The sequence below is a fragment of the Lapillicoccus sp. genome, assembly GCF_039935575.1.
Lineage (GTDB): Bacteria > Actinomycetota > Actinomycetes > Actinomycetales > Dermatophilaceae > Lapillicoccus.
In genome coordinates this window covers 1-12,139 of the sequence record NZ_JBDTKA010000028.1, presented here as the reverse complement: position 1 = coordinate 12,139, position 12,139 = coordinate 1, and the positions used below count along the sequence as shown (strand labels likewise).

The 12,139-nt window shown below is 69.0% G+C and carries 18 protein-coding genes; 9 read left to right on the top strand and 9 right to left on the bottom strand.

All coding sequences use genetic code 11. From position 1 onward, the window contains the following. The coding region (locus ABI385_RS03665; RefSeq protein ID WP_348102381.1) for a sigma factor-like helix-turn-helix DNA-binding protein at positions 1 to 287 on the top strand (287 nt) is incomplete at its 5' end. After that, the gene (locus ABI385_RS03660; protein ID WP_348102380.1) at positions 287 to 862 is read left to right on the top strand and encodes a methylated-DNA--[protein]-cysteine S-methyltransferase; all 576 of its coding nucleotides are present in this window, start codon (positions 287 to 289) and stop codon (positions 860 to 862) included. The genes ABI385_RS03665 and ABI385_RS03660, both read left to right, overlap by 1 nt. Positions 863 to 900: 38 nt before the next feature. Here the strand turns inward: ABI385_RS03660 and ABI385_RS03655 are convergent, their stop codons facing one another. Beyond that, positions 901 to 1,731 carry a pentapeptide repeat-containing protein gene (locus ABI385_RS03655; protein WP_348102379.1) on the bottom strand — a complete coding sequence of 277 codons (831 nt, stop codon included), beginning with the start codon at positions 1,729 to 1,731 and terminating at the stop codon, positions 901 to 903. A 31-nt stretch (positions 1,732 to 1,762) separates the two neighbouring features. Here ABI385_RS03655 and ABI385_RS03650 point away from each other — a divergent pair, with 31 nt between their 5' ends. Next, on the top strand, positions 1,763 to 2,254 hold the full coding sequence (locus tag ABI385_RS03650) for an N-acetyltransferase family protein (RefSeq protein ID WP_348102378.1): 492 nt from the start codon (positions 1,763 to 1,765) through the stop codon (positions 2,252 to 2,254). A gap of 98 nt (positions 2,255 to 2,352) precedes the next feature. On the opposite strand, the gene ABI385_RS03645 is transcribed toward ABI385_RS03650, so the two are convergent. Both ABI385_RS03645 and ABI385_RS03640 read right to left on the bottom strand, forming a co-directional pair. Beyond that, positions 2,353 to 2,520: a hypothetical protein gene (locus ABI385_RS03645; RefSeq protein WP_348102377.1), complete on the bottom strand. Its 168-nt coding sequence runs from the start codon at positions 2,518 to 2,520 to the stop codon at positions 2,353 to 2,355. Next, a complete protein-coding gene (locus ABI385_RS03640; protein ID WP_348102376.1) occupies positions 2,517 to 2,894 on the bottom strand; it encodes a hypothetical protein in 378 nt (125 codons plus the stop codon). Before ABI385_RS03640 ends, ABI385_RS03645 begins: the two co-directional genes overlap by 4 nt. Positions 2,895 to 3,123: 229 nt before the next feature. Between ABI385_RS03640 and ABI385_RS03635 the strand changes: the two genes are divergently transcribed. Beyond that, positions 3,124 to 3,774 carry a VOC family protein gene (locus ABI385_RS03635; protein WP_348102375.1) on the top strand — a complete coding sequence of 217 codons (651 nt, stop codon included), beginning with the start codon at positions 3,124 to 3,126 and terminating at the stop codon, positions 3,772 to 3,774. A 60-nt stretch (positions 3,775 to 3,834) separates the two neighbouring features. Here the strand turns inward: ABI385_RS03635 and ABI385_RS03630 are convergent, their stop codons facing one another. The 4 genes from ABI385_RS03630 to ABI385_RS03615 all read right to left on the bottom strand — a co-directional run bounded on the left by ABI385_RS03630 (position 3,835) and on the right by ABI385_RS03615 (position 6,586). Continuing rightward, positions 3,835 to 4,464, bottom strand: a complete 630-nt coding sequence (locus ABI385_RS03630) for a response regulator transcription factor (RefSeq protein ID WP_348102374.1) — start codon at positions 4,462 to 4,464, stop codon at positions 3,835 to 3,837. Further along, on the bottom strand, positions 4,461 to 5,654 hold the full coding sequence (locus tag ABI385_RS03625) for a histidine kinase (protein ID WP_348102373.1): 1,194 nt from the start codon (positions 5,652 to 5,654) through the stop codon (positions 4,461 to 4,463). Before ABI385_RS03625 ends, ABI385_RS03630 begins: the two co-directional genes overlap by 4 nt. A 5-nt stretch (positions 5,655 to 5,659) precedes the next feature. Next, a complete protein-coding gene (locus ABI385_RS03620; RefSeq protein ID WP_348102372.1) occupies positions 5,660 to 6,100 on the bottom strand; it encodes a DUF6069 family protein in 441 nt (146 codons plus the stop codon). A gap of 153 nt (positions 6,101 to 6,253) precedes the next feature. Then, entirely contained in the window at positions 6,254 to 6,586 is a 333-nt protein-coding gene (locus tag ABI385_RS03615; RefSeq protein WP_348102371.1) for a TfoX/Sxy family protein, read from the bottom strand. A gap of 309 nt (positions 6,587 to 6,895) precedes the next feature. Here ABI385_RS03615 and ABI385_RS03610 point away from each other — a divergent pair, with 309 nt between their 5' ends. Together ABI385_RS03610 and ABI385_RS03605 are read left to right on the top strand one after the other, a co-directional pair. Next, positions 6,896 to 7,282: a hypothetical protein gene (locus tag ABI385_RS03610; protein WP_348102370.1), complete on the top strand. Its 387-nt coding sequence runs from the start codon at positions 6,896 to 6,898 to the stop codon at positions 7,280 to 7,282. A 156-nt stretch (positions 7,283 to 7,438) separates the two neighbouring features. Continuing rightward, positions 7,439 to 8,107, top strand: coding sequence for a class I SAM-dependent methyltransferase (locus ABI385_RS03605; protein WP_348102369.1), 669 nt, complete (start codon positions 7,439 to 7,441; stop codon positions 8,105 to 8,107). A 124-nt stretch (positions 8,108 to 8,231) separates the two neighbouring features. Here the strand turns inward: ABI385_RS03605 and ABI385_RS03600 are convergent, their stop codons facing one another. Next, complete coding sequence (locus ABI385_RS03600) at positions 8,232 to 9,233, bottom strand: hypothetical protein (RefSeq protein WP_348102368.1); 1,002 nt, start codon at positions 9,231 to 9,233, stop codon at positions 8,232 to 8,234. 99 nt (positions 9,234 to 9,332) lie between these two features. Between ABI385_RS03600 and ABI385_RS03595 the strand changes: the two genes are divergently transcribed. The 3 genes from ABI385_RS03595 (at position 9,333) to ABI385_RS03585 (ending at position 11,135) form a co-directional block, all read left to right on the top strand. Beyond that, entirely contained in the window at positions 9,333 to 9,920 is a 588-nt protein-coding gene (locus tag ABI385_RS03595) for a TetR/AcrR family transcriptional regulator (protein ID WP_348102367.1), read from the top strand. Between the two features lie 562 nt (positions 9,921 to 10,482). Beyond that, on the top strand, positions 10,483 to 10,710 hold the full coding sequence (locus tag ABI385_RS03590) for a FitA-like ribbon-helix-helix domain-containing protein (protein WP_348102366.1): 228 nt from the start codon (positions 10,483 to 10,485) through the stop codon (positions 10,708 to 10,710). Between the two features lie 8 nt (positions 10,711 to 10,718). Continuing rightward, entirely contained in the window at positions 10,719 to 11,135 is a 417-nt protein-coding gene (locus tag ABI385_RS03585) for a type II toxin-antitoxin system VapC family toxin (RefSeq protein WP_348102365.1), read from the top strand. A 531-nt stretch (positions 11,136 to 11,666) separates the two neighbouring features. Here the strand turns inward: ABI385_RS03585 and ABI385_RS03580 are convergent. Beyond that, a complete protein-coding gene (locus ABI385_RS03580) occupies positions 11,667 to 11,948 on the bottom strand; it encodes a hypothetical protein (protein ID WP_348102364.1) in 282 nt (93 codons plus the stop codon). Between the last annotated feature and the right edge of the window lie 191 nt (positions 11,949 to 12,139).

Sequence of the window (12,139 nt, the reverse complement as noted above, 5' to 3'; positions counted from 1 at the left end):
GCGCGATGGACCAGCACCGCAGCCGGGGGCGGCGTGCCGGTCCCACCGACGACGCTCTCGTGTTGGAGGCGTTTGGAGGAACTGCGCCGGGCCCCGATGCGGGCGTCGTCGACAGCGCCCTGTGGGTGCGGGTCGCGAGGCTGCCGGAGCGGCAGCGCGAGGCAGTCGTGCTCAAATACGTCGCTGACCTCGACCACCCGAGGATCGCCGAGATGCTCGGCACCACGCCCACGATGAGCCGACGCCTCGTCAGCGACGGCCTGAAGACCCTGCGGAAGGACCTCTGATGGACACCATCGAGACACAGCTCGCGGCCTTGTCGCCAGGCGGAGCACCGCCCGTGTTCACGACAGCCCAGGTGTCGTATGCCGTCGCGGAGACGTCGATCGGACGGATCCTGTTGGCGCTGAACGATTCCGGTGCTCTGGTGATGTCCCGGTTCACTACAGATGACCAGTCGGAGGACACCGCGCTCGACCGGCTCGGTCGGACGCTCTCGCCACGCGTGCTGCGGCTGCCGGGCCGCCTCGACGAGCCCCGGCGCCAGCTCGACGAGTTCCTCTCCGGCACGCGGCGCGCCTTCGACCTGCGGACGGACCTGGTGATGGCTTCCGCCTTCCAGCGTTCCGTGCTCGGCACCCTCGCGGAGACGGTCGGCTACGGGGAACGGGCGACCTACGGGGCGCTCGCGTCGGCTATCCACCGCCCGACCGCGGCACGCGCCGTCGGCGCCGCGCTGGGTGCCAACCCGCTCTGCGTCGTGCTGCCCTGTCATCGGGTCGTCGGGTCCAGTGGTGCCCTCACGGGGTATGCGGGCGGCGTGGAGGCCAAGCGCTACCTGCTCGACCTCGAGGCTCGATGAGGGTCGATACGCCTGTATGCCGCTCTTCCTAGAGCTGGTTAGACAACGGAATCGGCCCACCGCGACGGACGGGCCAGATGCGGGTCGACGCGGGTCCGCCCGTCGCCGCGAGCGGCGGCCAGCTGGGGTGAGGTGAGGAAGAGGGCGCCGGACAGGTCTGCCGCGCGGACGACCGCCCCGCGCAGGTCCGCTCCGATCAGGTCGGCCCGGCGCAGGTCGGCACCGGTCAGGTCGGCCGCGATGAGCAGCGCGCCGCGCAGGTCCGCTCCACGAAGGTCCGCGCCCGCCAGCCGGGCGCCCACCAGGTCGGCGTGACGGCGGCTCACTTCCGCCGTGCCCGCCCTGACCGCGGCACTGACCTCCAGCAGCACGGGGTCGACCTCGGCCCGGAGCGCGGCGACGTCGAGCATCCGCAGGTCATGTCCAGGCATACCCACCAGCTCGGCGAGCCGGGCCCCGGTCGCGACGACGACGGCGGCGAGCGGCTCGGAGAGCTCGCGGGTGGCCGCATCCGCGAGGTACCACCGCATCTCGTGGACCTGACGGAGGACACCGAAAACCGAGAACATCGGTGCTGCGAGCTCGGGATGGTCCCGCCAGGACCGGTTCCCGAAGGTGACCTGCGTGACCTGCTGACCGGCGCCGAAGCAGTCGAACGTCACGCACCCGGGGAACCCGCGTTCGGGCAGCTCGGCGTGGATCGTGCACCGGTGACCGGCGTCGAGGTTGGGACACGGCTCACCCGCCGGCTTGTCGATCGCGAAGTCCGCGGACCGGGCGAACGGCAGGGCCACGCAACACAGTCCGGCGCAGGAAGCGCAGTCAGCGCGAAGCGCGCTGTGTGCTTCCGGTGCTGCGCCGCTGCTCATCGACCCGAGGCTAGCGGGGCATGATCGGCTCATGGACCTGCGGCCCGGCGGCGAGGACGACCTCCCCGCCCTCACCGAGCTCTACAACCACTACGTCACCTCGAGCCTCGCCACCTTCGACGACGTGCCGTTCACGATCGACCAGCGGCGAGAGTGGCTGCACCACTACGACACGACTGGCCCGCACCGCCTGGTCGTCGCAGTCGAGGACGACCGGCTGCTCGGGTATGCGACCAGCAGCCCCTTCCGACCGAAGCCGGGCTACCGCACGACCGTCGAGATCTCTGTCTATGTCGACGCGGCAGCGACGGGCCGCGGTGTCGGACAACGGCTCTACACCAGGCTTTTCGAGGAGCTCGACGGTCAGCCACTGCACCGAGCCCTGGCCGGGATCGCGGTGCCGAACCCCGAGTCCGTGCGGTTGCACGAACGATTCGGGTTCAGCCATATCGGCACCTACACCGAGGTGGGCACCAAGCTCGGAGAATGGGTCGACGTGGCCTGGTACGAACGGCCACTCTGAGTCCGGCCGCTCGATCGGGGTGTCGAGTCAGGCGCCCACCGGTTGGAGGTCCGCGACGCTGCGGGTCGTGATACTGGGTGACCACAGCAGCCAGATGCTCAGCTGACCCATCGCGAAGGCCACGGGCCGACGGCGGTGGGGCCTGCTTGCAGCGTCGTCACCGTGATCAGCGGCAGCGCCAGCTCGGAGACCCGGTCGCCAAGCTGGGAGACACCCTGTCCGAACCAGTACGTCGAGAACCGGCGGTCCCGGACCAAGCTCGTCACGCGGACGCCTCGTCGCAACCGGGAAGGACATGACGCAGGATCCGTATGCTGCGGGCTCCCGTCGGGACGTCGGCGGGGTCGGCGTCCTTACGCAGGACGAAGGGAGCCAGTACCTCCTCGATCCTCGCCTCGATCTCGGCGAGCTCCTCGGCGGTGGCGAGGATGCGGGTGTTTGACCGGCCGGCGAGGCGACGCCAGTCGAGCTCGAGGCGCGGCTCGACGTCGGCGTGCCAGGTCCCGACGACGTCACCCTCCGTGGCCTCCATGACGCGGGCCAGCTCGCTTGCCGGCCCCGCGCTCGCCACGTCCGTAGCTGCGAACCGGAAACCGCGCGCGGCGGCCTCCCACCAGCGCTCCTGACCGTGAGGGCGCACCCCGTCCGACACCTGCACGTCCGGGGGCGAGCCGGGTCGCGGTCGAGGGTCCGTGCCGTTGCAGTTGGGTGAGCAGGGCGAGCCGGACCGGGTGGGCCAGAGCCCGCATCCCTCGAGCGTCAAGCTCGATGTCGCCGTAGGGGTTGGTCACCTGCATCCCTTTTGAGTGGGTTCTATCGAGACACTGCTCTCAAGACGCACCTTCCTCCCACCGCGATAATGTCCCAGCATGAGCGAGACACCGCAGACCATGACCCGACAGGAGTCCACCGACGCGATGCCCGGGTGGCGCAGAATCCTGCGCCGCATGCACCTCACGGTGCCGACCGAGGACTTCGCGACCGCCCTGACTCTGGTGGACCGGATCGGGCAGGTTGCCGAGGAGCAGCAGCACCATCCCGACATCGACCTGCGCTACGGCCGGGTCCATGTCGTCACCTCCAGCCACGATGTCGGCGGGGTCACCAACCGCGACGTGGCACTGGGCACCGCGGTCTCGGCGATCGTGGCGGAGATGGGCCTGACCCCGGACAACGCCCGGATCACGGAGCTCGAGATCGCGATCGACGCGATGGACATCCCGGCGGTGCTGCCGTTCTGGGCGGCGGTGCTGGGGTGGGACGTGGCTGACGACGAGGTCACCGACCCCGACACGATCGGCCCGAACTTCTGGTTCCAGCAGATGGACGAGGCACGGCCGCAACGCAACCGGATCCACATCGACGTGACAGTCCCGCACGACGAGGCCCAGGCACGGATGGCGAAGGCGATCGAGGCTGGTGGGCGGCTGGTGTCCGACGCCGAAGCACCGTCGTTCTGGATCCTCGCCGACCCCGAGGGCAACGAGGCCTGCATCTGCACCTGGCAGGCCCGGGACTGAAAGGATCACGTCAGCCCGGGCCTGAGCGGGCCAGCCCGGGCCTGAGCGGGCCAGAACAGGTCAGAGCCAGCCACGTTCCCGCGCCTGGGCGGCAGCCTCGATCCGGTTCCTCGTCCCCGTCTTGCCGATCGCGCCGGATAGGTAGTTCCGGACGGTCTGCTCCGACAAGTGCAACCGGGCCGCGATGTCGGCGACCGTCGACCCGTCGGTGGCCACCGTCAGTACCTCACGCTCCCGCTCGGTGAGTGGGCTGGGTCCGGCCGACAGCGCGTCGACCGCCAGCGCGTGGTCGACGACAAGCTCCCCCGCCACGACCCGCCTGATCGCCTCGGCCAACGACTCGATCGGACCGTCCTTGACGACGAACCCCCGGACGCCGGCGTCGAGGGCGCGCCGCAGATATCCCGGCCGACCGAACGTCGTGACGATGACGACCGCGCACTGGGGAGCGTGCTGCCGCAGAGCCGCGGCTGCGTCCAGCCCACTGAGCCCGGGCATCTCGATGTCCACCAGTGCCACATCGACCTGCAGGCTTAAGGCCGCCTCGACCAGCTCGTCGCCCCGGCCGACCTGCCCTACGACGGCCAGCCCTTCCTCCTGGTCTAGCAGGAGGGCGAGGGCCTCGCGCATCATCACCTGGTCCTCGGCAATGAGCACCCGGGTGACGCGGTCGGTCGTCGAACCGGTCACGGTGTCCGGTCGCCTGGAACCGAGGCGGACGACATACGGTCATCGGCATCGGGATATGCCGAGCCAGCCACGGTGGTGGGAACCGTTGCCGTCAGGGTGAACCCGCGTCCGTCACCGTTGGCGGACAGCGACCCACCTAGCACCACCACGCGTTCCCGCAGCCCGGTCAGCCCCATCCCGTCCCGGGTTGGCAACGAGCCCCCGTCACCGTCGTCCCGGACCACGAGGGTCGCCACGCCGCGGTCGACTGTGAGCCAGAACGTCACCCGTCGAGCGGCGGCGTGTCGCAGGATGTTGGTGGTGCCCTCACGCACGACCCAGCCGAACACCTCGGCCTGCCGATGGTCGAGGACCGATCCGGCCCCGACCACCTGAGTCTCCAGGTCGGCCTTGCTGAGCGTCGCCACAGCCCCCGCGAGGGCGTCGTGCCAGCTCTCGCAACGGTAGCCGCGGACGGCTTCACGCACCTGGGTCAGGGCGTCACGGCCGATCTGCTCGATGTCCGCGGTATGCCGCACGGTCGCCTCGACGTCGACGGGAGCCGAGCGTCGGGCCGCCTGGGCCTTGACCACGATGACGGACAGGGTGTGTCCGAGCAGGTCGTGCAGGTCCCGGGAGAACCGCACCCGCTCCTGCGCCACGGCGACGTGGGCCAGCTGGTGGCGGGTCCTGTCGAGCTCGCCGACCAGCGAGCCCAGCCAGCTGAGGGCGAGGGTGAGGTACCCCGCGAGGGCCACGAGGAGACCGGTCTCCCACAGGGCGTCCGACCAGGTCTCGCCGCGGGCCTGCTGGACCACTGCGCCCAGAACCGCGACGACAGGGACGAGCACCACGGCCGTACCGAGGTCGACGTAGAGCGCCACCGACACGACGACCATGAGGGGCAACGTCATCCAAGGCAACCCGGGAACCGTGGCGAGCGCCGCGGCGACCAGCAGCTGGACGGTCACCGATGTCCACGCCCACACGCCGCCCCGCCGCGGCGACCGCAGTGCCCCGACGACGGTGGCCCCGAAGCAGGCGCCCATGGTCACCAACGCGACGAGCACGAGTGCCGGCCTCGCGGTCGACGAGGCGGCACCCAACGCCGGCGCCAGCAGCCCCACGGTCCAGATCGTGGCCCAACCGGCGGCGAGCCAGCCCGGCAGGACGCGGATCCACGCGGCAACACCGGCGGCAGCTCGCGGCATACCCGTCATCCTCTCGCCTCTCTAGCCGATCGTGACACCAGCCGGTGCGCGAGCAGGGGAAGCGCCGTCGCGGCGACGACGAGATGGAGAGCCGCGAGGCCCAGGGCGGATCCGGTCGTCGTGGCCTGACTGAGGGGACCGGCGAGGGAGACGACCAGCAGCGGCAGGGTCACCGCCAGGAAGACTCGCCGCGGGTGCACGGCCCTGCGCTGGGCGAGGACCGCGACCAGCAGCGCGCCGGAGGCACCGACCAGGGCGGCGAGCACGACCGCGACGATGCCGACCTCCTGGGTCGACTTCCCGGACGCGACGAGCAACGCCGTGCCGCTGAACCGCGTGACAGCAAGCCAGACCATGACGGGCGCGGCGACGGAGGCAAGCAGGGCCCGCCACGGACGCAGCGAGGTCCGCACGTCGGTGGCCGGTCGGATCGTGGTGGAGGACATGGGATCTCCTTGGGTCGAGGCATCGGATGATGTTGTCGACGCTACGAACCGGGACGCGCTCGCGGGAGGGCCGGGAGTACCCAGCCTGCCGGTACGTTCGTCCTACGGGGATCTCGCCGCACGCCGGGCTGGGGCTTGAGTGGGCCCGTCAGCTCACTTCGTCGGTAACGACTGCGCGTAGGAGAGGGCCGTCTCGACCCAGCTCGCGAGGTCGGGGTCTGTCCGCAGCCCGTCTGCGTCGACCGTCAGCCACCCGTTCATCTCCTTGCCGCGCATGACCATTCGGCTCGCGTGCGGCCGGCTCCCGAGCTCCTCGCTGAACGACGGGTCCACCCGGACCATCAACGCGCCCTGACTGCCCGCCGCCACCGCCATGTTGCCGCTCACCATGAACGCCAACCCGCCGAACATCCGCTTCTCGGTCACTCCCGACACGTCCTGCAGCGTCTCGCGCAGCCGGTCGGCGAGCTCTTCGTCATAGGCCATGTGAGGAGTATGCCGCCGCCACGCGGCGACGTGGCGACAACGGTCTGCGCGAAGGCGAGACGGAAAAGCCGGTGGTGGGGGTACAGCGCGGCGTGGTGTCCTCATGGGGTCAGTCCGTCGTCCGAGTGAGAGACCGGCATGCGAGCAGCCGTCAGGTCCCCACGCGTCGCCCCTCACCGAATCGACGTGAACGCGCCGACCAGGGCAGCGTCGACGCCGGCGACACCCAGACCGAAACGATGGTGCTGGAACGTTGCCGGGGCATCGGGAGTCGTGTTCCAGATCGACCGGGGCCCCACGGGCCCGAAGGTGGTCTCCCTCCGCCTGTTCACCGGTGCGCTGGCCATCTGCGACCGCGTTGACCTCGGCCACGGGTACGCCGAGAAAATCGCGGCCGCAAAAGTTTTCGGCCCCTCGGGGGCTGGCTGTGTCCGGGACGTTCCCAGAGATGGCTCGGGGTCGAGCCGGGCCGTGCCGGCTGCGGTCGGGGCGGGAGTCGACTTCCGGCTGGAGGTGGAGCTGGCCAGAGCACCGGTCACGCCTCCTTCACCACAAGCAGCTCCAGCACCGCCGCCGCTCGTCACCGGGAGGTGCCCGCCACCGAGTCGGCCGCGCGCGGACGAGGACCCGACGGACCGGACCAGCTACCTCAAGGCAACCACCCGTCGGGTGGGACGCACCTGGGCCGAGGGGTGACGCAGCCCTGTGTTCGCCTGTGCCAGTGGGGGACTTCGATCGTGACGAGCCGTCCGCGTCCGAGTCGCACGACAACCTCGGGGCCTGGCACGCTATCCTTTGCCGGAACAGCAACGGGACTTGCTACGACGGGGATCGTCGCGTGACGATGACTGCATGACGCATACCGATCACCACGCTGACCACGCCGGCCACCACCGGGCCGAACCCGAGGATCCGACGCAGTTCTGGGAGCAGCACTACGGACAGCGTGACCAGATCTGGAGCGGCCACGCCAACGCCGGGCTGGTCGCGAGGGTGGAGGGGATGGCGCCCGGACGCGCGCTGGATCTCGGGTGCGGCGAAGGTGGGGACGCCGTATGGCTCGCCCAGCAAGGCTGGCAGGTCACGGCCGTCGACATCTCGCAGACAGCCTTCGGCCGCGCTCGCTCGCTTGCCCAGCGGGCCGGTGTCGAGTCTGCGATCAGTTTCGAGCGTCACAGTCTGGGAGAGTCGTTCCCTGCTGGCACCTTCGATCTCGTGTCCTTGCAGTTCCTGCAGTCGCCCGTCGACCTGCCGGCGGAGACCATCCTGCGTCAGGCGGCTGCGGCGGTCGCGCCGGACGGTTCCCTCCTGGTGATCGACCACGGCGCGATCCCTCCGTGGTCGGACCACGAGGAGCCGGAGGGAGGGTTCCCCAGCCCGCAAGAGACCTGGGCGTCGACCGGCGCCGCAGCCGATGACTGGACCGTCGTCGAGATGGGTCTGGTCGAACGGGAGGCCACCCGTCCGGACGGGCAGACCGGCGTTCTGATCGACGCGGTCGTCCTCGCCCGCCGCCGGTAGGGCTGAGCTGCCGGGTGTGGTGGACAGCGCACGGTTCTACGGGGCCCGTCCACCACAACCAGGAGTCTCGCGGCCCCCGTGGGGAATGTCGGGGTCACTTCTCGGGAGCGGGAGCCGGTCTGCGTCAGCCGGCGGGTTCGAGCCGTCTGCCGGTGAGCAGAGACAGGCCAAGTCCCACTGCACCCCACAGGGCGAGCACCGTGAGTGAGGCTGCCGATGCTGCGCCGTCGAAGAATGCGACTGACCGTAAGGCCGTGTTGGTGGCACCGACGGGTAGGTACTGGGCGAGTTGGCCCCAGGGCGTTGGGACAAGCTGCCAGGCGGTCGTCGCGCCGGAGAACGGGAACCCGACGAAGAAGACCACCAAAGCGCTCACGACGGCCCCGGCGGGACCGGCAACAGCCACGAGACCTGTGGCTGCTGATGCGATGGCCAACGCAGCCAGGGTGATGACGGCTGCGTTCGAGAGCCACGACCCGGTGAGCCCCCCGACCAATGTCTGGATTGCGAGGGTCGACAGGGTGCCGGTGAGCACGGCGTACATCGCGAGGGCAGCGAGTCGCAGCCTGCGCGTCCCAGCGAGCAACCCGATGACCGCACCCGCCGCGACGGATGCAAGGGTAATCGGGATCAAGGCTGTGGGAAGCGAAGCGCCATGGGGGTCGTCGGCCGGGTTCGGCACGAGATCGGTGACAGTGACAACGGCTTGCGGCAGTCCTTGCTTCAGCGCCGGCGGAATGGACTGGGTCAGCGCCTGGGCTACCGCCGGGCTCGCGGCGGCCGCAGTGTAGAGAGTGGCTCCGGTCTTCGACAGGGACAAGGCCCCGTACGCCTTCCGGTCGGTGACCGCGGCGCGCGCCGCCGCGTCATCGGCCAACTTCGTCACGGTGAATGCGCCGGGCTGGGTCTGCTCGAGACCCTGGACAAGCGAGTCCACCGCCGGCTTGGGGCCGGCGACCGCGAACGGCAGGTCGTGCGGTGTTGAGCGCGAGGACGACCACGCGAACAGCAAAACCAGGAGGAGCTGCGCCGCGGCGATGATGCACACGGTCAGCGCCACGCGGCTGGAGGGCTGTCCGGGAGTCCCGCCCTCGTGGGCTGCGGCTCTCGGTCCTGGTTTCGACATGTCCCAACCCCCACTAATGGAGAACGTCCGTTCCCCTTAGCTGATTGTGACCCACCGGTCCCGGACTGTCAAGAACGGTCGTTCGCTTATGCTGTGTCCATGCCACGAATCAGCGAAAGACAGCGGCAGGCCAGGCGACAGCAGATCCTCGACGCTGCGCGCGGAGTCTTCACCCTCAATGGCTTCCATGCCACCTCGATGGACGAGATCATCGCCGCCGCCGGTATGTCATCTGGCGGGGTCTATCGCTACTTCTCCGGCAAGGACGCGATCATCACCGCGATCGCCCAAGAGGTGGTGGGCGGAATCACTGCGACCGTGAGCGACCTGCTAGGCGACGACCGGCTTCCACCGATGGGTGACGTCCTGCGCCGTCTGGTCATCCAGATCGACACCATCGCCGACGGACCCGGCCGGCTGGCTCTGCAGGTGTGGGGTGAGGCGCAGCGTGACCCAGAGATCGCGCGAATGGCTGCGGTCGAGGCGACGGTCCTGCGCTCAGCGGTGCTCGATCTCGTCCGCCGCGCCCACACCGCCGGGCAGCTTCCGGAGCACACCGACATCGAGGCGCTCGGTCAGGTGCTGTTCTCACTCATTCCCGGTTACCTGATGCAGAAGCGCATCATCGGCGACCTCGATCCCATCCGGTACGCCGACGCGATGGATGCCATGCTCCAGATCCGCTAATACCTGTCGATGGCCTCGAGCTGAGGCGCGGCGTTGCGTTGACACGCTCACTTATCTCACGAGTCTGGTTGTTGGCAGGGATCGACTCTGGGGCACGACCAGGTGCAACAAGGGGACTCTGAGACACGTACGACGTAAGTGTCGATGTCCCGGTGCGAGCGGCGCCTGGCCATGCTGACGTCCCCCATGACTTGGTCCACTTCGTGGTCGAAGAACAGGCCGAGCTGCGCCTTGGCATCTATGACAGGTCGCAGCCGGTGGAGACTGCGGTGGATTCTTCGCGCCACGGCCGAGCCATCGGCACCCGGTGAGATGCGAAACGTTCCGCACGGATAGGCAGGCTACGCCGCCCGGCGAACGGCTGGTCCTACTCTGGCCGATCATTTGACGGTTCGTAACGGGCGCATCCCAGCCCGGTAGCTGATCCGCATCCGGTGATCGATCGGGAGCCGAAGGCAGGCGCTGCCGCAAGTCCGGGTCGCCACTGGGAGGTCGCGCTGAAGTTGACGTGACGCTCCAATCAGGCAGTGATATCGTTGGAGTGATATCGGAGGTGGTCGTTATGGAACAGATCCTGATCCGCAACCTTCCCGCAGGGACCAAGGCCGCGCTTCGCGCGCGTGCTAAGCAGCGTCACCGGTCGGTTGAGGCGGAGGCGCGCGACGTGCTCACCAAGGCTCTGGAGGGCGAGCCCGTCACTATTGTTGACCTCCTGGGCACCGACGACGGTAGCGACATCGAGTTCGAACCCGATCGCCTGGGCCTGACGGCTCGCTCAGCACAACTGTGAAGTACCTCTTGGACACCAATGTGGTGTCCGCAATGCGGGTCCGAGGGCGCAACCGGCCCGTCGAGCTATGGGCAGGGTCGGTTCCCGTCGGTGACCAGTTCGTCTCAGCATTCACCATCGCGGAGATCGAGCGCGGAGTGATTGCGAAGGAGCGATCCGACGCCGAGCAAGGAGCGGTACTGCGCCGCTGGTTCGAGGAGAACGTCTTGCCGACGTTCGCCGACCGGGTCTTGCCGTTCGACCTGTCGGCAGCCCGGATCCTCGCGGCCTATCGGGTCCCCGAGCACGCGCCGTTCGACGACGCCCTCATCGCCGCCGTCGCGGAGTCTGCAGCGATGACCATTGCGACGCGGAACACCAAACACTTCGAACCCCTCGGCGTCCCTTGCCTCAATCCATGGGACACGACCGCGCCCAGAGACTGAGCCATCCCCAGAGCGCTGGGCGTCGATGGCGGCCACGAGCGGGGCACACGCCCATGGGGTCGCGTGCCTGGCCTTGCGCCAGGAGGCGAGCTGGGCGCTGGCTGGTGGAGTCGGGCGTTGTCCGATGCCCGAGCCGGCCCCAGCCCCTGGGCCGGCCGAGCCCACCCTTGGAGGTGCGTCATGAGCGCGCTGCTTGTCGGGTACAGCCCACGCGGAGCGGGTCAACTGAGGCCTCGGTGGAGCGGGCGCGCCCATGGACCCCGACTACAGTCTTGTCGTGGTCCTGCGCGGGGGGAAACCGATATCGAACAGGGGACCTGAAGTGCTTCGAGGACTGGTGTGCGCGGTGATGCCCGGGGCCGTGGGCCTCACCGCACGCACCACGGGCCGCGGCCGACTCCGACCGGTGCAGTAAGCCATCAGTCGATTTCGAGTTCGCGCCGCCATGGCTCACCGACGGCGGTTTCATCATCAGCGGGTCAATTGTCACCATGCCCGCCAGGATCGTACGCCACATGCGCCCGTTCAGCGTCAGTCGTCGAGGGACCGGGAGTAGGCAAGGAGCTTGGCCTCGTCCCGGCCCAGCTCCTTCACATCGAAGCCGAGCTTGGCGCTGGCCTCCGAGGACGTTAGGGCAAACCTGTCGGTGCCAGAGGTGACCTCGACGCGGTTGAGGTGCTCGATGGTCCCGAGGAGCAGTGTGGCCGGCCGGGTGAGGTCGACGGTGTCGAATGGCTTGTCCAGCGCGCTGTAGGCCACCGTGAGTACATACGGCGTGGAGACGGTGTGCAGGGTGAGCGTGTGCGTGCCCATGGAACCAAAGCCGGCGTCAGCGGTGAGTGCGAAGACCTTGGAGTTGTCGCCCTGTCGGCCTAGTTACTGGTTTGCTCTCCCACGTCTCACATTTCGTTCGAACTGGACATGTCCCGTCAGTTGGCGCGTAGGTACCGGCCGAAATGGGGGACCGTGAACGCGATCCGACCGCGTTCGCCGGAGTAGATCAG

Excerpts from the sequence above, each read along its gene's own strand:
- ABI385_RS03660 (WP_348102380.1), top strand. The coding sequence starts at position 287 with ATGGACACCATCGAGACACAGCTCGCGGCCTTGTCGCCAGGCGGAGCA.
- ABI385_RS03600 (WP_348102368.1), bottom strand. The coding sequence starts at position 9,233 with ATGTCGAAACCAGGACCGAGAGCCGCAGCCCACGAGGGCGGGACTCCC.
- ABI385_RS03635 (WP_348102375.1), top strand. The coding sequence starts at position 3,124 with ATGAGCGAGACACCGCAGACCATGACCCGACAGGAGTCCACCGACGCG.
- ABI385_RS03620 (WP_348102372.1), bottom strand. The coding sequence starts at position 6,100 with ATGTCCTCCACCACGATCCGACCGGCCACCGACGTGCGGACCTCGCTG.
- ABI385_RS03590 (WP_348102366.1), top strand. The coding sequence starts at position 10,483 with ATGGAACAGATCCTGATCCGCAACCTTCCCGCAGGGACCAAGGCCGCG.
- ABI385_RS03650 (WP_348102378.1), top strand. The coding sequence starts at position 1,763 with ATGGACCTGCGGCCCGGCGGCGAGGACGACCTCCCCGCCCTCACCGAG.
- ABI385_RS03615 (WP_348102371.1), bottom strand. The coding sequence starts at position 6,586 with ATGGCCTATGACGAAGAGCTCGCCGACCGGCTGCGCGAGACGCTGCAG.
- ABI385_RS03655 (WP_348102379.1), bottom strand. The coding sequence starts at position 1,731 with ATGAGCAGCGGCGCAGCACCGGAAGCACACAGCGCGCTTCGCGCTGAC.
- ABI385_RS03580 (WP_348102364.1), bottom strand. The coding sequence starts at position 11,948 with ATGGGCACGCACACGCTCACCCTGCACACCGTCTCCACGCCGTATGTA.
- ABI385_RS03595 (WP_348102367.1), top strand. The coding sequence starts at position 9,333 with ATGCCACGAATCAGCGAAAGACAGCGGCAGGCCAGGCGACAGCAGATC.
- ABI385_RS03625 (WP_348102373.1), bottom strand. The coding sequence starts at position 5,654 with ATGCCGCGAGCTGCCGCCGGTGTTGCCGCGTGGATCCGCGTCCTGCCG.
- ABI385_RS03605 (WP_348102369.1), top strand. The coding sequence starts at position 7,439 with ATGACGCATACCGATCACCACGCTGACCACGCCGGCCACCACCGGGCC.